The organism is Mesorhizobium sp. WSM4842 (assembly GCF_055901575.1).
In genome coordinates this window covers 927721-947791 of the sequence record NZ_CM148372.1, presented here as the reverse complement: position 1 = coordinate 947791, position 20071 = coordinate 927721, and the positions used below count along the sequence as shown (strand labels likewise).

The window sequence follows — 20071 nt, the reverse complement described above, 5'->3', positions numbered from 1 at the left end:
AGGAACGAAAAAGCAGTCCTCATGGGTCGATGCATGCTATGCACGCCCAGCATGGTGCGAACATAGGCGAACTCCGGCGAAGAGTTTGACAGCGGAGATCAGCGCAAGATGTCCGACAGGCTCTCGGGCTTCTTCTCGCCAAGCGACAGATCAAGGCCCGACAGAAGGTCGATGAGATGACTTCGCATCAGGTCGGACGCGTTTTTTGCGTCGTGCTTTTCGATGGCATCGACGAGGGCGTGATGGGCGTGGCTTTCGCAGGTGGTGTCGCGGCGGCGCCAGTAGAGCGCGATGATCAGCGACGACCGCGACAACAGGTCTTTGACGAAGCCGGTCAGGATCGAATGGCCGGCGATTTCGGCGATGCCGACATGGAATTTTGCCGACAGCATTATGGCGTCGCTGTCGCGGCCGGCATGCAGGGCCTCGTGCTCTTTTTGGAGATGAAGCCGCAGTTGCGCGATCTCGGCCGGCTTTGCCACTTCGGCGGCAAGCGCCGCGACCTTGGGCTCGATCAGCGCCCGCGCTTCGAACACCTCGCGCGCTTCCTGCTTGGTCGGCTGGGCGACGAACGCGCCGCGGTTCGGCTCGAGCCGAGCCAAGCGGTCATGCGACAGCGCCTGCAGCGCCGCGCGTATCACCGCGCGGCTCACCGAATAGATCGAGGCGAGTTCGTCCTCGGGCAGCTTTGTGCCCGGTGCGAGACGGTGGCTGACGATGGCGTCGCGCAGGCCGGCATAGACCGGAAACCAGCGCATCGTCGGCTTGTCGCCATCCCGTGTCTTTGGTCCAAGCAGGTCCATCGTCTCATTGTCCCGGCGGCCGGATCGCATAGCGGCGCGAACACCGCGTTTCCGGCCGGACATCGAACATCCTGTGTGGGAATGTCAACAATTTTGCACGCATCAGGATACACGGCCGGTGGGCGAAAAGGGCGCAAAGATTCCGGCGAAGGATTTTTCGAGTGGAACCTGGTAGCCGCCGCGCTTCGAGGTCGACAGGCCAAGGCCGACGAGGCTCTCGCAGAGTTTTACCGCGCAGGCGACGCCGTCGAGCACGGGAAGGCCATGTTCGCGGCTGAGCGCGGCGGCGAGGTCGGCCATGCCGGCGCATCCCAGCACAATCGCTTCGGCCCGGTCGTCGCGGATGGCGCGCTCGATCTCCTCCGAAATTCGATGGCGGGCGTTGGAGCCGGGCACTTCGAGCTCCAGAACGGGAACGTCGCTTGCCCGCACCTTGGCGCAGCGGCTGGCGAGGCCGTAGCGCACCAGATTGTGCTCAATCGCCGGCACCGAACGCGACAGCGTCGTCACCACGCTGAACTTGCCGGCAATCAGGCTCGCCATGTGAAACGCCGCTTCGCCGATGCCGACCACCGGCATCTCGCCAACGCAGCGTACTGCGTCGAGGCCGGTGTCGTCAAAGCAGGCGATGACGCAGGCGCTCGCCGCCGGATGTCTCTGGATCTCGCCGATCATTCCCGGGATGGCGAAGACCTCGTCGAAATAGCCTTCGACGCTCGGCGGCCCGTCCTTCGGATTGACGGCGATGATCCTGGTGCCGGCCGAAGCCGCGCCGCGCGCCGCCTCGCCGATCTTTTCGGTCATGGACGCGGTGGTGTTGGGATTGACGACGAGTATGTCCATTTGCGCTTTCATATTTCGCCGCCGAGATAGAGTTTCTTGACCCGGTCGTCGCCAAGCAGCTCAGCCGAATGTCCGGCCAGCGCGATCTTTCCGGTCGTCAGTGCGTAGGCGCGCTGCGAGATGCGCAGCGCCATGCGCGAATTCTGCTCGACCAAGAGAACGCTGACCTTTTCGTCGCGATTGATCGCCACGATGGAGCGGGCGATGTCCTGGACGAGCTTCGGCGCGATGCCGAGCGAGGGTTCATCGAGCAGCAGAAGCTTCGGTTTGGCCATCAGCGCCCGCCCGATCACCAGCATCTGCTGTTCGCCGCCGCTCATCGTGCCCGCCGTCTGGGAATAGCGTTCCTTCAGGCGCGGAAATCGCCCGAGCACCATGTCCAGCGTCCTGGCGATTTCGGACTTGTCGGTGCGGGTGAAGGCGCCCATCATCAGATTGTCGCGCACCGTCATGTAGGAAAAGACGCGCCGACCCTCCGGCACCATGGCGATGCCCATCCTGACCAGCTCGTCCGGGCGCGTTCCGTCGATGCGGTGGCCCCGGAAATGAATCTCGCCGCTGCGGACTTTCTTCAGGCCAGTGATGGCGCGCAGGATCGAGGATTTGCCCGCGCCGTTCGCGCCGATCAGCGCGACGGTCTCGCCCTCGTTGACGTTTAGCGACACGCCCTTCAAAGCATAGACATGATCGTAGTAGAGTTCGACGTCGGAGACTTTCAGCAGTTCGCTCATGGCTAAAATCCGATCGTCTCATCTTCGGCGCCGAGATAGGCCTCGATGACCTTTTCGTTCTCCTGGATTTCCTTCGGCGTTCCCTCGGCGATTTTCACACCGAAGTTCAGGACGACGATGCGGTCGGAAATGTTCATGACGGCGGGCATATCGTGCTCGACCAGCAGGACAGTCACGCCGCGCTTCCGCACGCCGCGCACCATCTCCACCGCGCGCACGGTTTCGTCATGGTTCATGCCGGCGAAGGGCTCGTCGAGCAGAAGCACGGTCGGGTTGGTGGCGAGCCCGATGGCAATCCCGAGCGCGCGCAGATGGCCGTGCGGCAGCGTGCTGGCGATCTCATGCCGTTGCGCGCCGAGATCGAGGAAGTCGATGATCTCGTCGGCCGAGCGGCCGAATTCGTCCTCGTCGCGCCGTGCGGTATTCGTGCCGAGATAGAAGCCGGCAAGGCTGGCATTGGAACGCAGGTGATGCGCGATGATGACATTGTCGCGCACCGTCATGCCCTTGAAGATCGTCGTCTCCTGGAACGTGCGCACCACGCCCTTCCGGGCGACGATATGCGGCGCCAGGCCTGAAATCCGCTCTCCTCGGAACAGCACTTCGCCCGAGGTCGGATTGAGGAAAGAGGAAATCAGCTTGAACAGCGTCGACTTGCCGGCGCCGTTGGGGCCGATGACGGAGAGGATTTCGCGTTCGCGGACCGCGAAGGAAACATTGTTGACCGCGACCAGCCCGCCGAAGCGTTTGGTCACGGCCTTGATCTGGAGAAGCTCGGCCATGGTCCTAGCCCTGCTTCTTGCCGAACAGCCTGAGGCTGAGCAGGCCGTTGGGAAGGAACAGCATCAGCGCGATCAGCACCGAAGAGAAGATCAGCAACTGGAACTCGCCGGTCTCGAACAGGAAATCCCAGCCGAAATAGAGCACGAAGGTGCCGATCATCGGCCCGAAGACGTGGCCGAGCCCGCCGAGGAAGCAGTTCAGCATGAAGTTCACCGAGTCGGTGACGGTGAAGCTCGACGGATAGATCGACTGCGAGATGGCGACGAACATCGCACCGCCGAGACCGCCGAGGAATGAGGAGATGGCGTAGGCGATAACGCGCAGATAGGCGATGTTGACGCCGATAGAGGAGGCCAGTTCCTCGTTCTGCTGCAACGACTGGCAGAGTTTGCCGATGCGCGAATGGACTAGGCGGTAGAGCGCCGCAAAGCACAGCACCATCAGCACAACCGACACCAGATAGAAGGCGGGACGCGGATTGGCGAGCGTCGCGAAATCCGGAAGGATGGTCAGCCCGAAGATCGAGATGCCGCCGGGGAGCGGAATGCTGACCATACCCTTGGCTCCGTTGGTGATCGGCAGTGCCAGCGCGAGCAGCCGCGCCACTTCGGTCAAAACCAGCGTGACCATGGCGAAATAGACGCCGCGAAGCCTGAGGATGGGCAGTCCGATCAGCACGCTTGCAGCGGCGCAGAATAGCCCAGCCAGCGGCAGTGTCAGCCAGAACGACACACCATACTGGACGACAAGAATGGCCGAAACATAGCCGCCCATAAGCGCGAAGGCGCCCTGGCCGATATTGATGCGGCCGATGTAGAAAGTCACCCACACCCCGGCGCTGGCGATGCTGAGCAGCGCGACCGAGGTCAGCGTGTAGTAGAGGTCGAGCCGACCGGTCGCCTCGATCAGCCAGGGCACGCCGACGAGTACGACCATCAGGAAGACAGCGACGGCGAGGATATTGCGTGTACGCTTCATGTCCATCATCCCCACGGCTTGCCCATGAGTCCGTTCGGGCGGATGCTCAGGAACACCATCAGCGCGGCGAAGATGACGAGATAAGTGACGTCGCCATATTGGCGTAGCACCGTCAGGCCGACCGATTCCATCATGCCGAGGATGAAGCCGCCGGCGATCGCTCCGCTGACCACGCCGGCCCCGCCGATCATCACCATCAAGAACGCCTTGATCGAGATCGGCCCGCCGATGCCCGAATTGACGCCGGTGATGGCGACCAGCAGCCCGCCGACTATGCCGGCAAGCATGGCGCCGAGCGCAAAGCCGATCATCGAATAGCGGTCGACCTCGACGCCCATCAGCTGCGCCGCGACCCGGTCCTGCGCCAGCGCCCGCATGGCGCGTCCCGGCTTGCTGTACTGCATGAAAAGCACGAAGGAGGCGATGAACAGTATGGCGAGTGCGCCGACCAGCAGCCGGTCGTAAGGCATTATGAGGCTGTCGGAGACGAAGACGCCGTTGACGATCTTCGGCACGCCGCGCTGCTTTTCACCGAACAGGAGGAGGATCACGGCATCGAGGAAGAATGCGACCGCCGCCGCGAGAAGCATCGTACTTTCCTCCCGCACGCTTCGCCTAATCACCGTTCTGAAAAGGAATTTCTCGACCAGCGCTCCAATGACCAGCAGCGTGATACCGGACGCGACGAGCGCGACGACGAAAGGCATGCCGAGCTGGCCATAGACGGTGTAGGTGACGAAGCCGCCGAGAACGTACATCTGCCCATGGGCAAAGTTAAGCACGTTCATCAGCGCGAAGATCAGGGTCAGACCGAGCGCGATCAAGGCGTATTGCGCGCCAAGATAAAGCCCGTTGGCGATGACTTGTTCCATCAGGATGGTTCCCGGCCATTCAGAGGCTCAAGGCGAATGCACGAGCCTCTGCGGCAATCCGCTTCAGTGCAGTGCGTCAATCGACTTGAGCGACGAAGAGCGTCTCGAACTTGCCGTCGCGGTATTCCGTGACCACCATCGGGACCGAAAGCTGGCGCTTCTGGCCAAACGACGTCATTCCGACATAGGTCAGCTTGGCATCGCCCTTCAGATAGGGATTGGGCGCCGAGAAAGTGTCGATCGTCTTCTTGAACTCCTGGACATTGTCGATCGCGGCCGGGTTCGCCTTCAGCGTCTCGATGATGTATTCGAGCGCGTAGACCTTGGTGTTGGACTCGTCATTGTATTCGCCGAACATTTTCGTATAGCGGTCGACGAACTCCTTCATCGTGTCGGACGCGATTTCGGGCGTCGATGCGCCGCCGACTGAGATGAAGCCGTTGGCCAACTCGCCCGCGCCCTCTTCCAGCACCTTGGCATCCTGCGCCGTTTCGGTGGAGATCAGACCTTCGTAGCCGAGCTCGCGCGCGGCGCGGATCAGCAGCGGCGCATTGCCGGGCGCGACACCCGAAAGCACCAGCAGGTCCGGTTTTTGCAAAACGATCGGCGTCAGTACCGGCGTGAAATCGCGGGTATCGTTTTGGTAGACATCCGTGGCAGCCACAACCTCGAGCCCGAGCGCCTTTGCCGCGGCAGCACCGCCATCCCGCTGGCTCAGCGGATCGGATTCGTTGGCGGCGACAAAGGCAACTTTTTTCACGCCCCTGTTTTCCATGAGATATTTGTAAATCGCCGGAGCCGACTGGTAGTTGGCGATCATGCCGAGCACGGCGTTGGACGCCGGCGGGGTGTAGAGTTCCTTCGGGAATGCGTAGGGAAAATAGATGATGCCCTTGGATTCTGCCACGGGACGCACCGCCGCCGCGCCGTCGTCGACATTCGGACCGACGACATAGTGGATGCCCTCCTGGGCCATCTTCTCCATGCCGGCGATCGCCCGCTTCGGGTCCTTCTGGTCGTCGAAGGTGACGATTTTGATGTCATAGGTCTCGTCACCAATCTTCACACCGCCGGTTTCGTTGATCCAGGCGGCGCGTGTCTGCATCGAGCGGACGTTGGATGTGCCCCACGCAGCGGCCGCGCCACTCGTCACGCCGACAAAGCCGATCTTGAGTTCCTTGTTGGCGGCGTGCACCGTGATTGTGCCGCCGGCCATGATTGCCAGCGCGGAGACGGCGCCGAGCGCGGCGAATGTGATTATTGAACGTCTGTTGATCATTGTTCTTCCCCTTGGAGGCCGCGCATTGTTGCGACAGAACTCGACCGATACGCGGACTTTTGTGAGTGAAGGCTCAAATCAATCACCTGTCAACAAAACTTTTAAAGATTGTTGACAATCTTGTGACCGGCCGTAGATGAAGGACGTAGGACCGATCGCGGTTCGGTGCTTTCTCGAGAGCTTCGTGGTGTCGGAAATTCCTGAAGCTCGCATCGTGGTCAGAGCGACGGGTGTCTTTCTCACACTACCGGACCAAGGATCAGGACGAGGTCGGCGTCGTGATCGAGGATCGACGCGGTCGGGTCGTCGGTATCGAGGTGAAGGCCTCCGCAACGGTTCCGCAGGACTTTCGGGGATTGCGCCAGTTGCAGGAAAGAGTTTCGGGCGCCGGCAGGCGTACGAAAGTCCCCGAGGAAGGAAGGACGGGCCACAGGCGGTGGGCTCGCGACGGCGAGCAGTTCGCGGGCGAGCGCGAGCCCTACCGCGCGCGCCCATCCCGCGCAGCGGGTTGGTTTGTCGGCCCCCAAATGCGACGTCTGAGTAGTGGTTCGGCGATAACCGCTCTTGGCGCAACCAGGAGGTTACGAGCTTGCTCCAGCAGCTCTAAGCGTCTAAGGGCAAGCCGCGGCGCGGTGGCAGTTAGATCTTCTCGAGCGCTGATGCCATCAGGGCCAAGCCGATATGCCTGTAGACACCCGAGGAACTGCTGTCGGTGTGGCCCTGAATGGCGTCGGCCACGCTGTCAGAAATGCCAACCCTTGACGCTTCGGTCTTGAACCAGTGCCTCAACGCATGATTCGGCGCCTTGCCTCGATCGGAAAACCCATTCTTTCGAATCCATGTCGCCAGCCGGTTGGCAACGCCTTTCGAGGCATGCTTCCGCTTTGGATCACCTGACGAGCGGCCATAGAAGAGCGGACCTTCCCCTTTCGTTCGCACGAACTCCAGGAAGCCTGCTGCAAGCAGGGCCGGATGAATGGGCACTGTCCTTTCGCTTTCCGCATTCTTGATGCTACCGGCATCGATTGCCGGCGTGATCTTTACGACATGATATCCGTCTTCCTCAAACACATGGCTGACGTGCAGCTGCGCCACTTCGCCAATCCGTGATCCCGTGGCCGCAGCCAACCAGGGAAGCCACTTCTTCCAAGGTTCCGGAGCGGCGCTCGCCAAATCCAGCAGCCGAGCCACCTCCTCTCCGGTATAGCCCAACATCTTCTTGCCCGCCTTCGTCTTGCGCGCGACCTTGATTCCCTGGGAAGGATCGGACGCCGCGAGCTTGTTCGCCACGGCAAACCTGAACAGCGCACGGGCGCAGCCGAGATAGCCTCGCGAGATGGTTGCCGCCGCCTTGTTGGCTTTGACGAGCTTGTCTTTCCAGCCGACGATATCCTCGGCGGCGATGCGAGTAATGTCGTCCGCCTTGTCCCCGACGAATGATTTCAGGTCGCGCATGATGCCGCGCCAGCTGGACAGTGTGCTGGCGCTCGGATCGGTTTCCGCCTCCCAGCGCTCGAAAAGTTCGTCGAGCGAGATCGGCATGGCGGTTGGTGCCGTCGGCTGGGAACTGCCCAAGGTAGGCGCGTCAGGGTTCTCTGCCTGCCGAAAATTGCTTGCACGAAGATCGCCCAGCGAAGGATCAGGTTGTCGCTCGGCGATTGCCCGAAGCGCGTCGAGTTCGTTCTCAAGCAGCAATCGGCCAAGAGCGATCGCATCCGAACGGCCGATTTCGGGAATGCGGTTCTCGGCGATCGCGACGAATTCGCCAAGGTTTCCGGTCGCCCGCATGCTCTGCAACGTCTCGATCCGCTTCCCAAGGCGAAAGCGATTGACGAAGGCGATGACCTTTTCGAGATCACCTTCGGCAACGAGGTGGTCGAAATAGGTATAGGCATCCTGTTCGCCGTGCCCAAAGTCGGCCGGCACCGGCAGAGCTCCGAACTCGCCGCGCCAGAACCGAGAGGGAGCCGCGGTCGCCTGGCTGAAGAGCTCCGCACGGCGGCAGAACTCATGATCGCTCGCCGCGATAGCGTGTTCGCGGGCGATCTCGCGGAAGCCGGCACGGATAGTTCGGGAGTCCGGCGACGCAGCAGCGCCGTGGTTGTCGCAGGCGATCTGCTCAGCACGAATTTCGTCGAACCGGTTTTCCAGTTCGACGCTCTTGCGAGCGAGACGCGACTTGGCTGTTTTCAGATCTTTTGTGCGCAAGGACCGGACCACGATTTGACGCCCGTATATAGGGGCAATGTCCGTAGGAACCCAAATGCGACAGTAAAAAGTGCCGCTGCGCGTCATCATCCGTTCGGGCAGTGTCGCCATCCTGTTCGAGCCCCGACTATAACAGTCACTGTTACAACAGGGCCGAACTGAAAAAGCGAATCAGAACCTGAATGAAATCAGGTACTTACAAGATGATGGTGCCCAGAAGAGGACTCGAACCTCCACTCCTTGCGGAACACGGACCTGAACCGTGCGCGTCTACCAATTCCGCCATCTGGGCTGGTGCGGGCTCTTTAGGCGGGCAAGGGGTGAGTGTCAACGCGCTTTTTTGCTCAATCAAGAAACACGCCCGCGCGCCGGCTCACCCCTCCAGCACTTCCTTCGAAGCCACGGTCGAATCGGCGTTGAGCTTGTAGATGACCGGCACGCCGGTGCCGAGCTCCAGTCTGACGATCTCCTCACCCGACTTGCCATCCAGCGCCATGATCAGCGCGCGCAGCGAATTGCCGTGCGCCGCCACCAGCACGGTGCCGCCGCGCAGCACATGCGGCTGCAGGTCGTGCAGATAATAGGGCCAGACGCGCGCGCCGGTGTCCTTCAGGCTTTCGCCACCGGGCGGCGGCACGTCGTAGGAGCGGCGCCAGACATGCACCTGCTCCTCGCCCCATTTCTGGCGCGCGTCGTCCTTGTTGAGGCCGGAGAGGTCGCCATAGTCGCGCTCGTTCAGCGCCTGGTCGCGGATCGTCTCGAGATCGCTCTGGCCGACGGCGTCGAGAATATGCTGGCAGGTCTTCTGCGCCCTGATCAGCGACGACGTGAAGGCGATGTCGAACTTCATGCCGCGCGCCTTCAGCTTGGCGCCCGCCTCCTTGGCCTCGGCGTGGCCCAGTTCGGTCAGGTCGACATCGCGCCAGCCGGTGAAAAGGTTCTTCAGGTTCCATTCGCTCTGGCCATGGCGCACGAGCACGAGAGTTCCCGACATTTTTGCTCCTTCAGTTTGTGGATCAGATCGTCTCAGGCGAGTCCGAGCACGTCCCGCATCGAATACAGTCCCGGCTTCCTGCCGCGTGCCCACAGTGCGGCCTTGACCGCGCCGCGGGCGAAGATCGCCCGGTCCTCGGCATGATGAGCGAGCGTGATGCGCTCGCCGGTGCCGGCCAGCACCACGGAATGGTCGCCGACCACCGAGCCGCCCCGCAGCGTGGCGAAGCCGATCGAGCCCGCCTTTCGCACGCCGGTGTGGCCGTCACGCGACCGCACGCTGTTCCCGTCAAGATCGATGCCGCGCCCGGTGGCGGCGGCTTCACCGAGCAGCAGCGCCGTTCCCGAGGGCGCGTCGACCTTGTGCCGGTGATGCATTTCCAGGATCTCGATGTCGAAATCGTCGGCATCGAGCGCACGCGCCGCCTGCTCCACCAGCACCGCCAGCAGATTGACGCCGAGGCTCATATTGCCTGACTTGACGATCGTCGCGTGGCGCGCCGCCGCCGCTATCTTTGCATTGTCGTCGGCCGAGCAGCCGGTGGTGCCGATGACATGGGCGATGCGCGCCTGCGCCGCGTAGCCAGCGAATTCGACTGTTGCTGTCGGGCTCGTGAAATCGAGCACGCCGTCGGCCTTGGCGAAGGCCGGCAGCGGATCGTCGCCGATCGCCACGCCGATAATGCCGATGCCGGCAAGCTCGCCGGCATCCTTGCCGAGATGTGGCGAGCCGGGCCGCTCGATCGCGCCGGCGACGCGTGCGCCCGGTACGGTGTGGATGGCGCGGATCAGCGCCTGGCCCATGCGTCCGGCCGCGCCGACCACCACCAGGCCCATTTCATTGACGGGGAGGTCGTTTGTGGCCGTACCGCTCATAAATTTCTCCCAATCGCTTTTTTCGCGCGCCGCACCGGAGTGTGGATTGGCGTGCCGTCGTCGACAAGCCCCAGCCCCTTGTTGCCCTGCACCCGGTGGAACCGGGCATATACGCTGTGCGGGTCGGCCATCAGCGAGGCATGCGTGCCTTGTTCGACCAGCCGGCCCTGTTCCAGCACGATGATGTGGTCGGCATTGACCACCGTCGACAGCCGGTGCGCTATGACGATCGTCGTGCGCCCTTGCATAACCTGGGTCAGCGCCTGCTGGACGCGCGCTTCGGCCTCGTTGTCGAGCGCCGAGGTCGCCTCGTCGAGCAGCAGGATCGGCGCCTGCCGCACGATGGCGCGGGCGATCGACAGGCGCTGGCGCTGGCCGCCCGACAGCGTCAGGCCGCCTTCACCGACAGGGGTGTCATAGCCTAGCGGCTGCTGGCGGATGAAGCCATCGGCCTCGGCCTGTTGTGCGGCCAGTTCGATCTCGGCGTCGCTGGCGCTCAGCCGCCCGTAGCGGATATTGTCGCGAATGGTGCCTTCGAACAGATAGGGCTGCTGCGAGACATAGGCGATGGAGCAGCGCAGCGACTGCTTAGTCACCTCTAAAATGTCCTGGCCGTCGACCTCGATGCTGCCCGCTTCGACATCGTGGAAACGCTGCAGAAGCGCCACCAGCGTCGACTTGCCGGCGCCCGAGGCGCCGACGATGGCCGTCATCTTGCCGGCGGCGGCGACGAAGCTGAGATCCTGCAGCACCGGAGCGTCGGCGACATAGCCGAACGACACATTGTTGAAACGCACCTCGCCCCTGGTGATCTTCGCTTCGGCCGCTCCGGCCGCGTCGCCTTGCTGCGGCTCGAGGTCGAGCAGCTCGTAGATCATGCGTGCATTGACCAGCGCGCGTTCCATGCCGACCTGCATGCGCGCCAGCCGCCGGGCCGGGTCGTAGGCGAGCAGCAATGCGGTGATGAAGGCAAAGACGGCGCCAGGCGGCTGGCCGCCGACGGCCGCCCGATAACCTGAATAGGCGATGACGCCGGCGACGGCGAAGCCGGCCAGCATTTCGGAGATCGGCGTCAACCGTTCCGAGACGCGGGCGATGCGGTTTGCCCGTTGCTCGGCACCGTCGACAAGGCCGCTGACGCGGCGCGACAGCTCGTCCTCCAGCGTAAACGCCTTGACGATGGCGATGCCTTGCGTTGCTTCCTGCATGGCGCCGATCAGCCGCGAGTTTATCTGCACGGCTTCGCGCGTGGCGCGCCTTATTCTGCGGGTGAGGTAGACGACGGTGTAGATCAGCGGCGGTCCGATCAGCAGCGACATCAAGGAGAGCATCGGATCCTGCCAGATCATGACGCCGATCAGCGCGATGAGCGATACGGCGTCGCGTGCCACTGATGTCAGCGTCATCGACAGCAGGTCGCGGATGCCGTTGACATTCTCGTTGATCTGGGAGGCCAGCCGTCCCGAGCGCGTGTCGTTGAAGAAACCGATGCCGAGCTTCATCAGGTGAGCGAAGATGCGGCGTTGGTATCGGGCCACCAGATTGTTGCCGATCCTGGCCAGCGTCACCGCCTGGCCGTAGGTGGCCAGCCCGCGCAGCATGAAGGCGCCCAGGATCGATAGACAGATCAGCGCGATGAGATCGCCGCGCTGCTCATAGAAGATCTGGTCGACGACATCCTTCATGATCCAGGCGGTGAAGGCAGTCGTGGCCGCAACCGTCACCAGGCACAGAACCGCCAGAACATAATACCAGCGATAGTCGCGGCTATTCTCGGCGATGATGCGGCGGATCACCGCCACGATCTGGCCGGGCCGGGCTTTGGCTTGGTGGTTTGGCGACTGGTTCAAGTCGGGATCGTTCCGTGATGTCGGTTCGGCTTCGCGGCCGGGCCAATTCGGCAATCCTCTTAGCGCCCCGGCGGCGGCTTGCCTATGGCAGAGGCCGGCAAAACTTCGCCGCGGCTTCTGTCGTCATCTAGGCCCGCCAGCGCCGCCCGGCGGTCTGGACGCCGAACAGCGACGGGTTTCTGGCATAGGCGGCAAGGCCGGAAAGCGCTGCCAGCGGATGGGTGATCACATAGACGGGCATGGTGCGCATCAGCTCGCTGTGCGGCGCCTTGTCCTCGAAGGCGGCGCGGAAATTGCCGGTTTTCAGCGCCGGCAGGATTTTCTGCGCGATGCCGCCGGTCAGGAAGACGCCGCCGCGGCTCATGAACACCAGCGCAAGGTCGCCGGCGGTGCGCCCCAGGCAGGTGACGAACATCGACAGCGCTTCCTCGGCCACCGGATCTGATTTGGCCAATGCCGCGGCGGTGACCTCGGCCGGCGTGGTGAAAGGCGTCGGCTTGCCGTCCGCCTTGGCCACCGCCCGATACGCATTGACCAGGCCGCGTCCGGACAAAATCTGTTCGCCGGAGATTCTGCCATCGAGCTTCTCAATATGCGGAAAGACCTGGAAATCGCGCGGCGAGCGCGGCCCGATGTCCATGTGTCCCCCCTCGCCGGGCACCGGAATCCAGTGGTTCAGCGCGTGGACCAGGCCGGCGACGCCAAGCCCGGTTCCGGGACCGAGCACCACCCGTCCGGCATTGGGCTCCGGCGCATCGCCGCCGATCTTTTCCATATGCTCTTCGCCGAGCGCCACGACGGCCAGCGCCTGCGCCTCGAAATCATTGAGCACCACGACGTCGCTGAGGCCGAGGCTGGCAAACATCTTTCGCGGCTTGACGATCCACGGACAGTTGGTGAGCGGGATCTCGTCGCTATCGACCGGACCGGCCACCGCCAGCACCGCGGAGTTGGGCCGGACCGACGAGCGGTCGAGCACCGCCGCCTGGATCGCCTCGTCGATCGTGTTGAAATTGGCGGTCTGGACGATCTGCGGTTCGGTTGGTACCGAGTTCGCGTCGAGCACGATCGAAAAGCGCGCATTGGTGCCGCCAATGTCGCCGATCAGGACCGGAAACTGCAGCGCTGTGTCGTCGTCGCCTGGCATGCTCTCGTCCGTCCCGGTTCCCAGTGGCGTTCCGCCGTTCTTTCGTTGACTAGCGCATGACCCGGGAAAGGGAAAGTCGCTTCAGAGTCAGTTCCGGTGCAATCACTTCAGGTCCGAATTTCGTCCTTGCCCCATTCAGCGTTGGCGCTGCCCCTCACCTGCCTGCCGGCATCCTCTCCCCGTATAGTGACGGGGAGAGGGGGCGCTTTCATCGATGGTTCGCTAATCTCCAACGATGCAAGAACGGCGCCAAGGCAGCGGCCAGCCCCTTTCTCCTCGTCACTATACGGGGAGAAATGCCCGGTCCACCCTCCGCAGCTGCTGCGGAGGACGGGCAGGGCAATGAGGGGCGGCGCCGACCCCAACAGTTGGTCGTCGCCAACATCAGCGGAAGTCGAGGCGATTATCCTGGCCTCAGTTCCCCGGTCGCGGCCGCGGCAGCGGAATGCCGATCTCCGGCGTTGCCGCGAAGGCGTTGACCGAGGCCGGAAGCGCTGCCTCGCCGCTTGCGGATGCCCGCGCCGGCGCGGGCGCCGTCGTGAGAACGGGTGCAGCCGCGACCGCCACGCCGTCGCCATAATAGGTGACCGCCTCCGCCGAAGCCGGATCTGGCCCATCGAGCACCGCCTGGCATGCTGCGGGCAGGCTCGCCATGGTCATCAGGTCGCGCGCTTTCGGCCTATCCGGGTTCTTGTTGGGACGCCACGGTTCCTCCGTGAACCACCAGGCCAGCGACTGGTCGCAGCCGTCGCCGGGCGCCGTGTTTTCCTGCGCTTTGCAATTGGGCGAGCCGGGCTGGCAGCCGATGCGGATGTGGAAGTGATAGTCGTGGCCCCAGAACGGCCTGACCTTGCGCAGCCATGCGCGGTCGCCTTTCACCGTGTCGCAGAGCTTCTTCTTGATGCCGGGATTGACCAGGATGCGCTCGACTTCCGCGTAGCTTGCCGCGCGCTTCAGGAGCCGCATATGCGCCGGCACCCAGAGCGCATCTTTCACCAGGTGGTTCTTTTCATCGACAAGCAAGGTGGCGCTCATGTTTTCGCGCTGCTCGAGCGAAAGCTTGCGGTCGGGCATCGGCGTCAGCCAGATGTCGGCGTCGAGGCCGATCTGGTGCGAGGCATGGCCGCTCAGCATCGGGCCGCCGCGCGGCTGCGAAATGTCGCCGACCAGCAGGCCGGGCCAGCCGTCGGCCGCGGCGTCGCGCGACAGTTTCTCGATCAGCGCGATCATTGTCGGATGGCCCCAGCGGCGGTTGCGCGAAGGCCGCATCACCTCCCATTTCGGGCCGTCCAGGGGAATGGCGACGCCGCCGGCAAAGCAGCCCTTGGAATAAAAGCCGATCGATTGCGGCGCAGCAACGGCCGGCAGCTTTTTGGCGCCGAACAGGTTTTTCGCAAGCTCTTCGGCCGCTGCAGGTCGTGCTGCAAGCCCTGCCAGGGCGAGAACGGCGAGCGCTGCTAATGCATGTCGCCCAAAAGTGCGCAGCGGTTTTTGGACAACGACATGCATCGACAGAGATCTAAAGCGCGTTGCGACGCGCTTTAGCAGCAGCGTTCTACCGGGCAATGATCGCTTCAACGTTTTCATGAGGCAGAACCCCTCTGCGATTTAGTCGAATCATATCACGCCCGGCGCGCGGTTTCGATCACGACCGCTTCATCGGGCTGCGCGCCTCGCCGTCGCGCCAGTTGCCCTCAGCCCACATATGGTCGAAGGCCACCCGGTAGTCGGGAAAGCGGAAGCGATAGCCGGCAGCCTTGATCGCCGTGTTGGCGACACGCTTGTTCTCGCCATAGAAGGACCGAGCCATCGGCGAAAGCTGGGCGGTCTCGAACGGAATTTCGGGTGGCGGTGTGACGCCCATCAGCCCCGCGGCATAGGCGACGACGTCCTGCGGCGGCGCCGGCAGGTCGTCGGTGACGTTGAAGATGCCGCCGCGATTGTCCTTGAGCAGATGCCAGAGCGCCCCCGCAATGTCGTCGCAATGGATGCGGTTGAACACCTGGCCCGGCTTGACCAGCCGCCGCGCGGTGCCGTCTTCCAGATTGACCAGGGCATTGCGGCCCGGCCCGTAAATGCCGGAAAGCCGCAGGATCGCCACCGGCCGGCCGATGTCCCGACCCAGTTTCAGCCAGTCCTGCTCGGCGGCGACACGCAGCATCGAGCGCTTCGACAGCGGCCGGCATTCGGCGGTCTCGTCGACCCAGCCGCCGCCGTGGTCGCCATAAACGCCGACGGTGGAGAGATAGGCGATCCATTCGAGCGCCGGCATCTCCGCCGCGATTGTCCCGCGCGCCGCATTCAGCACTGGATCGCCGGCCTCTTCCGGCGCCACCGAGACGACGAGATGGGTTGTTTTTTTGAGCGCGTCGCTGATTTCGGGTGTCAGCGCGCCGTCGAAAAGCAGCGGCTGGATTCCGGCCCGCAGCAGCGCTTCGAATTTCTCCGACGCGCGTGTCGTGCCAAGGATCGTGCCGGCATCCCTGTTGGCGCGGGCAAATGCCTTGCCCGAATAGCCGGCGCCGAAAATGAAGATCTGCTTCTCGCTCATGCATGCGCCTCGATTTGATTTGCCAGCGCCAGGCGCCATTCGCGTCGCACGGCCTCGTCGCCTTCTGCTTTCAGTGCAGAGCTCGCACATTTGGCAAATTCGGTCTCTGGCACAAGCCGCGACAGCGCCCATACCGCCGCGCCACGCACCAGAGGCGAGGCATCGCTGAGCAGCGCGCACACGGCGTTGCCGAGCGAGGGTTCGCCGGAATTGCCGGCGGCGATCAGCACATTGCGGACAAAGCGGTCGCGACCGATCCGCTTGATCGGCGAACCAGTGAAGAACGACCGGAAAGCAGCGTCATCGAGCGCTAAGAGATCGGCGAGCGGCGGTTCGCGCAAGTCCGCGCGGGCGACGAGCTTTGCCTCGGATGCCGCCTGGGCAAACTTGTTCCACGGGCAGGCGGCGAGACAGTCGTCGCAGCCATAGATGCGGTTGCCGATTTTTTCCCGGAACTCATGCGGGATCGGGCCCTTGTTCTCGATGGTGAGATAGGAGATGCAGCGTCGCGCATCGAGCCGGTAGGGAGCCGGAAAGGCGTCGGTCGGACAAGCGTCGAGACAGGCGCGGCACGAGCCGCAATGGTCGTCCTCGGGCGTATCGGGCACAAGCTCGGCCGTCGTGAAGATGGTGCCGAGAAACAGCCAGGAGCCGTGCTCGCGGCTGACCAGATTGGTGTGCTTGCCTTGCCAGCCGAGGCCGGCGGCTTCAGCCAGCGGCTTTTCCATCACCGGAGCAGTATCGACGAACACTTTAACGTCGCCGCCGGCGCGGGCCACGATCTTGCCGGCGATCTCTTTCAGCCGGCCCTTCATGACGTCGTGATAATCACGGTTCTGCGCATAGATGGAGATCGCGCCGCGCTCGCGCTTCGCCAGCACCGCGCGCGGGTCGTGGTCGGACCCGTAGTTCATGGCCAGCACGATGATCGAGCGAACCTCAGGCCAAAGTGCCGTCGGCTCGCCGCGGCGCTCGAGCGTCTCGGCGATCCAGCCCATCGAACCGTGAAAGCCGTCGGCGACGAATTCGGCCAGCCTGGCCGGCGCCTGCGGGATGGCATTTGGCGTGGTGACGGCAGCGGTATCGAAACCGGCGCGCCGAGCCTCGCGGTCGATCAGCGCGCGCAGGTTTTGCGCTCTAGAAATCGAGGTCCGCATAATGTGACACCGGCGAAAGGCCGCGCACCCGGTCGGACAATAGCGGCCGGAATGATGGCCGTGATTTCACCCGTGCATACCATTCGCGCGCGGCAGCATGTTCACGCCAGTCAATCTCGCCGAGATAGTCGAGCACGGACAGCGCAGCCGCAGCCGCGAGGTCGGCATAGGTGACCTTGTTGCCGGCCAGCCAATGGCGTGTGCCGGCCAGCCAGTTGGTGTATTTCATGTGCTGGCGGATATTGGCGCGCGCTGCACGGATCGCCGCCGAATCAGGCGAACCGCCGCCCGCCGTTTCCGGCATGACCGGCTTCAGCACGCGCTCGCGCACCAGATGCCGCGTCACCTCGCTATCGGCCTTGCTAAGATACCAGTCGGTCAGCCGGCGGATTTCGGCCCGCCCCATCGGGTCCTCGGCGAACAGCCGCTTGTCGCGCTTGAGCACGCCGCGCGTCTCGTCGAGATATTCGGCGATGACCATGGCGCCGACGATCGGCACGTCGCCCTCGGCAAGCAGGATCGGCAGCGTGCCGGCCGGGTTCAGCGCCAGGAACTCCTTGCGCCGCATCCACGGCTTTTCCTCGATCAGCGCCAGCTCCTCGCCATACTCGCCGAAAGCGAGGCGAACGAAGCGGCAGGTGGCGAACATCGGGTGGTGGAAAAGCGTCAGCATGGTCCCGCGATAATAGAGCGCACTGGCAAATCGCCGGCTGCGCCGGTAAGTCTTGGCCGCCCCGATTCTGAGGGCCGTCAGGTGCTGCGACCTATAGGAGGAGTTCCGCGCCATGACAAGCAAGCCGTTCTTCAAAGCCCTCACTCGAACTCCGAGGTTTCCATGGAAAGCCAGACCATCGTCGAAGCGCTGCTGCTCGGCATGATCGAGGGCATGACCGAGTTCATTCCGGTCTCGTCGACCGGCCATATCCTGCTTGCCGGCCATTTTCTCGGCTTCCATTCGACCGGCAAGGCCTTCGAGATCCTGATCCAGCTCGGCGCCATACTGGCGATCCTCAGCGTCTATTTCCATCGACTGTGGCAGATGCTGGTCGATCTGCCGCGTGATCGGGTGACGCGGCATTTCGTCCTCGGCATCCTCGTCGCCTTCCTGCCGGCGGCCGTCATCGGCGCCCTGGCGCATGGCTTCATCAAGACGGTGCTGTTTGAATCGCCGAGGCTGATCTGCGTCATGCTGATCATCGGCGGCGTCGTCCTGCTGTGGGTGGATCGGTTCAAGCCGAAGCCGCTCTACCATGACGTCGAGCGGTTTCCGCTCAGGCTCTATCTGCAGATCGGACTGTTCCAGTGCCTTTCGCTGATCCCCGGCACATCGCGCTCCGGCTCGACGATCGTCGGCGCGCTGCTTCTGGGCGTCGACAAACGGGCGGCTGCGGAATTCTCCTTCTTCCTCGCCATGCCGACGATGGTCGGCGCCTTCGCCTTCGACCTTTTCAAGAACCGCAATGTGCTGACCAGCGCCGATCTGCCCATAATCGTCGCCGGTTTCATGGCGGCCTTCGTCGCGGCGCTTATCGTCGTGCGATTCCTGCTCAACTACGTCTCGCGCCACGGCTATTCGCTGTTCGGCTGGTGGCGGCTGGTCATCGGCACCGTCGGCCTGGCGGCGCTTTTCGTCTGGGGGTAAGGCGGCACAGTTAGTTTATCGCCCTTCAGCCATCGCTGATTGGGCTCCTTAAGTCACTCCCGCAACAACCAGCCCCGAGACGGGTCCGTCACGCCGAGATCGCCACCGAGGTCTTCAAGCAGATCACGGAACCTGTCGAGAATGGCGATCATGGAGGGCGATAGCTTCCTCCGATCCCTTTGAGCTGCAATTTCTATCGACGGCCGCGCTAGGGGCGGGCCTCCAGCACCATGTTGAACGGCGTCTCCGTGGCGCGACGGAATCGCTTGAAGCCGCCGCCGGTCACCACCTGGCGTAGCCTCGCCTCGCCGGCCTGGGCGCCAAGCCCGAGCCCGACTTCCTGCGACAGGGACGCGGGCGTGCACACGAACGTGGAAGCGGCATAGTAGACGCGTCCGACGGGATTGAGGTTCGCCGCTAGATGATCATGCGCGAACGGCTCGACGATCATCCACGTGCCATCCGGTTTGAGCGACCCGTGGACATGGGTGGCGGCGCCCGCCGGGTCGCCCATGTCGTGAAGGCAATCGAAAAAAGCGACGAGGTCATAGGTGCCGGGATAGGTCTTGGCGGCCGCGACCTCGAAGCGCGTGTTGGCGCCGACGCCGGCTTCCTCGGCGGCCTTGCGGGCGCGTTCGATCGAAGGGGCGTGATAATCGAAGCCGACGAAGCGCGAATTGGGGAAAGCACGTGCCATGAGCACGGTCGATGCGCCATGACCGCATCCGACATCCGCGACCTCGACGCCGCGTTCGAGCTTCTCGACTACGCCCTCCAGGGCCGGCAGCCAGGAGTCGATCAGATTGGCATTATAGCCTGGACGGAAGAACCGTTCCGTACCGCGAAACAGACACGCGCTATGATCGTGCCATGCAACGCCCTTACCGGACTGGAATGCCTGCCTCACCTTTTCTTCGTCGAGCCATAGCGCGGATAGGACCTCGAATGCGCCAGCCATGAAGGCCGGGCTATCCTCATCGGCGAACACCAGCTCCTGCTCGGCGTTGAGATAGAACTCGTCCTTGGCTTCATCGTAGTCGACGTAGCCCGCCGCCGCCTGCCCGGAAAGCCACTCCCTTACAAGGCGTTCCTGGGTGCCGGTGCGTGTCGAAAGTTCGGCCGCCGTCATCTTGCCACCTTCGCGCAATGCCTTGAACAGGCCGAGTCTGTCGCCCAGCAAGACCCCCGCGCCCGTAGCGATCGCACCGAGATCGCCGACCATTTTCCCCAAGAATGCGTCCAACTTTTCCTGACTCGCTTCAGGCATCGGAATCTCCCTTTGGGCTCTCCAACCGCGTTCGGTGACGCCCGATCCTGGTTCAGATCGGCTCCAGCAGCGGCCAAGCTGCCATAAAGGC

Annotated in this window: 18 protein-coding genes and 1 tRNA gene; 1 reads left to right on the top strand and 18 read right to left on the bottom strand. The window is 63.4% G+C overall.

The genetic code is table 11. The features are described 5' to 3' along the window. Window positions 1-98 precede the first annotated feature (98 nt). The 17 genes from AC0NIE_RS04430 to AC0NIE_RS04350 all read right to left on the bottom strand — a co-directional run bounded on the left by AC0NIE_RS04430 (window position 99) and on the right by AC0NIE_RS04350 (window position 17744). A complete protein-coding gene (locus AC0NIE_RS04430) occupies window positions 99-803 on the bottom strand; it encodes a GntR family transcriptional regulator (RefSeq protein ID WP_473485821.1) in 705 nt (234 codons plus the stop codon). A 102-nt stretch (window positions 804-905) separates the two neighbouring features. Next, a complete protein-coding gene (locus AC0NIE_RS04425; protein ID WP_473485731.1) occupies window positions 906-1646 on the bottom strand; it encodes an aspartate/glutamate racemase family protein in 741 nt (246 codons plus the stop codon). Between the two features lie 8 nt (window positions 1647-1654). Further along, a complete protein-coding gene (locus tag AC0NIE_RS04420; RefSeq protein ID WP_473485730.1) occupies window positions 1655-2377 on the bottom strand; it encodes an ABC transporter ATP-binding protein in 723 nt (240 codons plus the stop codon). 2 nt (window positions 2378-2379) lie between these two features. Further along, window positions 2380-3159 carry an ABC transporter ATP-binding protein gene (locus AC0NIE_RS04415; protein WP_473485729.1) on the bottom strand — a complete coding sequence of 260 codons (780 nt, stop codon included), beginning with the start codon at window positions 3157-3159 and terminating at the stop codon, window positions 2380-2382. A gap of 4 nt (window positions 3160-3163) precedes the next feature. Continuing rightward, window positions 3164-4138: a branched-chain amino acid ABC transporter permease gene (locus AC0NIE_RS04410; RefSeq protein WP_473485728.1), complete on the bottom strand. Its 975-nt coding sequence runs from the start codon at window positions 4136-4138 to the stop codon at window positions 3164-3166. 5 nt (window positions 4139-4143) lie between these two features. After that, a complete protein-coding gene (locus AC0NIE_RS04405) occupies window positions 4144-5010 on the bottom strand; it encodes a branched-chain amino acid ABC transporter permease (RefSeq protein ID WP_091600116.1) in 867 nt (288 codons plus the stop codon). Window positions 5011-5086: 76 nt separating this feature from the next. Then, window positions 5087-6289, bottom strand: coding sequence for an ABC transporter substrate-binding protein (locus AC0NIE_RS04400; protein ID WP_473485727.1), 1203 nt, complete (start codon window positions 6287-6289; stop codon window positions 5087-5089). 639 nt (window positions 6290-6928) lie between these two features. Next, complete coding sequence (locus AC0NIE_RS04395) at window positions 6929-8584, bottom strand: DUF6538 domain-containing protein (RefSeq protein ID WP_473485820.1); 1656 nt, start codon at window positions 8582-8584, stop codon at window positions 6929-6931. A gap of 120 nt (window positions 8585-8704) precedes the next feature. Next, window positions 8705-8789 (bottom strand) — tRNA-Leu (locus tag AC0NIE_RS04390). An 81-nt stretch (window positions 8790-8870) separates the two neighbouring features. Beyond that, window positions 8871-9491: a 2,3-bisphosphoglycerate-dependent phosphoglycerate mutase gene (locus AC0NIE_RS04385; protein WP_258121210.1), complete on the bottom strand. Its 621-nt coding sequence runs from the start codon at window positions 9489-9491 to the stop codon at window positions 8871-8873. A gap of 32 nt (window positions 9492-9523) precedes the next feature. Further along, window positions 9524-10366 (bottom strand): 4-hydroxy-tetrahydrodipicolinate reductase, encoded by an 843-nt coding sequence (dapB, locus tag AC0NIE_RS04380; RefSeq protein ID WP_473485726.1) that lies wholly within the window; start codon window positions 10364-10366, stop codon window positions 9524-9526. Beyond that, window positions 10363-12216, bottom strand: a complete 1854-nt coding sequence (locus AC0NIE_RS04375; protein WP_473485725.1) for an ABC transporter ATP-binding protein — start codon at window positions 12214-12216, stop codon at window positions 10363-10365. The genes dapB and AC0NIE_RS04375 overlap by 4 nt, the downstream gene beginning before the upstream one ends. 127 nt (window positions 12217-12343) lie before the next feature. Beyond that, window positions 12344-13363 (bottom strand): glucokinase, encoded by a 1020-nt coding sequence (locus AC0NIE_RS04370; RefSeq protein WP_473485724.1) that lies wholly within the window; start codon window positions 13361-13363, stop codon window positions 12344-12346. A 414-nt stretch (window positions 13364-13777) separates the two neighbouring features. Beyond that, window positions 13778-14872: a penicillin-insensitive murein endopeptidase gene (gene mepA, locus AC0NIE_RS04365; RefSeq protein ID WP_473485723.1), complete on the bottom strand. Its 1095-nt coding sequence runs from the start codon at window positions 14870-14872 to the stop codon at window positions 13778-13780. Window positions 14873-15008: 136 nt separating this feature from the next. Continuing rightward, window positions 15009-15914, bottom strand: coding sequence for an SDR family oxidoreductase (locus tag AC0NIE_RS04360; RefSeq protein WP_473485722.1), 906 nt, complete (start codon window positions 15912-15914; stop codon window positions 15009-15011). Next, window positions 15911-17071 (bottom strand): tRNA epoxyqueuosine(34) reductase QueG, encoded by a 1161-nt coding sequence (gene queG, locus AC0NIE_RS04355; protein ID WP_473485721.1) that lies wholly within the window; start codon window positions 17069-17071, stop codon window positions 15911-15913. The genes AC0NIE_RS04360 and queG overlap by 4 nt, the downstream gene beginning before the upstream one ends. Further along, window positions 17052-17744 (bottom strand): glutathione S-transferase family protein, encoded by a 693-nt coding sequence (locus AC0NIE_RS04350; RefSeq protein WP_192359741.1) that lies wholly within the window; start codon window positions 17742-17744, stop codon window positions 17052-17054. Before AC0NIE_RS04350 ends, queG begins: the two co-directional genes overlap by 20 nt. 162 nt (window positions 17745-17906) lie before the next feature. Between AC0NIE_RS04350 and AC0NIE_RS04345 the strand changes: the two genes are divergently transcribed. Then, window positions 17907-18713, top strand: a complete 807-nt coding sequence (locus AC0NIE_RS04345) for an undecaprenyl-diphosphate phosphatase (protein WP_473485720.1) — start codon at window positions 17907-17909, stop codon at window positions 18711-18713. Window positions 18714-18921: 208 nt separating this feature from the next. On the opposite strand, the gene AC0NIE_RS04340 is transcribed toward AC0NIE_RS04345, so the two are convergent. Then, window positions 18922-19980, bottom strand: a complete 1059-nt coding sequence (locus AC0NIE_RS04340; RefSeq protein WP_473485719.1) for a class I SAM-dependent methyltransferase — start codon at window positions 19978-19980, stop codon at window positions 18922-18924. Window positions 19981-20071 lie beyond the last annotated feature (91 nt).

Excerpts from the sequence above, each read along its gene's own strand:
- AC0NIE_RS04395 (WP_473485820.1), bottom strand. The coding sequence starts at position 8,584 with ATGACGCGCAGCGGCACTTTTTACTGTCGCATTTGGGTTCCTACGGAC.
- AC0NIE_RS04360 (WP_473485722.1), bottom strand. The coding sequence starts at position 15,914 with ATGAGCGAGAAGCAGATCTTCATTTTCGGCGCCGGCTATTCGGGCAAG.
- AC0NIE_RS04420 (WP_473485730.1), bottom strand. The coding sequence starts at position 2,377 with ATGAGCGAACTGCTGAAAGTCTCCGACGTCGAACTCTACTACGATCAT.
- AC0NIE_RS04405 (WP_091600116.1), bottom strand. The coding sequence starts at position 5,010 with ATGGAACAAGTCATCGCCAACGGGCTTTATCTTGGCGCGCAATACGCC.
- AC0NIE_RS04430 (WP_473485821.1), bottom strand. The coding sequence starts at position 803 with ATGGACCTGCTTGGACCAAAGACACGGGATGGCGACAAGCCGACGATG.
- AC0NIE_RS04415 (WP_473485729.1), bottom strand. The coding sequence starts at position 3,159 with ATGGCCGAGCTTCTCCAGATCAAGGCCGTGACCAAACGCTTCGGCGGG.
- AC0NIE_RS04425 (WP_473485731.1), bottom strand. The coding sequence starts at position 1,646 with ATGGACATACTCGTCGTCAATCCCAACACCACCGCGTCCATGACCGAA.
- mepA (WP_473485723.1), bottom strand. The coding sequence starts at position 14,872 with ATGCATGTCGTTGTCCAAAAACCGCTGCGCACTTTTGGGCGACATGCA.
- AC0NIE_RS04385 (WP_258121210.1), bottom strand. The coding sequence starts at position 9,491 with ATGTCGGGAACTCTCGTGCTCGTGCGCCATGGCCAGAGCGAATGGAAC.
- AC0NIE_RS04400 (WP_473485727.1), bottom strand. The coding sequence starts at position 6,289 with ATGATCAACAGACGTTCAATAATCACATTCGCCGCGCTCGGCGCCGTC.
- AC0NIE_RS04370 (WP_473485724.1), bottom strand. The coding sequence starts at position 13,363 with ATGCCAGGCGACGACGACACAGCGCTGCAGTTTCCGGTCCTGATCGGC.
- dapB (WP_473485726.1), bottom strand. The coding sequence starts at position 10,366 with ATGAGCGGTACGGCCACAAACGACCTCCCCGTCAATGAAATGGGCCTG.
- AC0NIE_RS04350 (WP_192359741.1), bottom strand. The coding sequence starts at position 17,744 with ATGCTGACGCTTTTCCACCACCCGATGTTCGCCACCTGCCGCTTCGTT.
- AC0NIE_RS04410 (WP_473485728.1), bottom strand. The coding sequence starts at position 4,138 with ATGAAGCGTACACGCAATATCCTCGCCGTCGCTGTCTTCCTGATGGTC.
- queG (WP_473485721.1), bottom strand. The coding sequence starts at position 17,071 with ATGCGGACCTCGATTTCTAGAGCGCAAAACCTGCGCGCGCTGATCGAC.
- AC0NIE_RS04345 (WP_473485720.1), top strand. The coding sequence starts at position 17,907 with ATGGAAAGCCAGACCATCGTCGAAGCGCTGCTGCTCGGCATGATCGAG.
- AC0NIE_RS04340 (WP_473485719.1), bottom strand. The coding sequence starts at position 19,980 with ATGCCTGAAGCGAGTCAGGAAAAGTTGGACGCATTCTTGGGGAAAATG.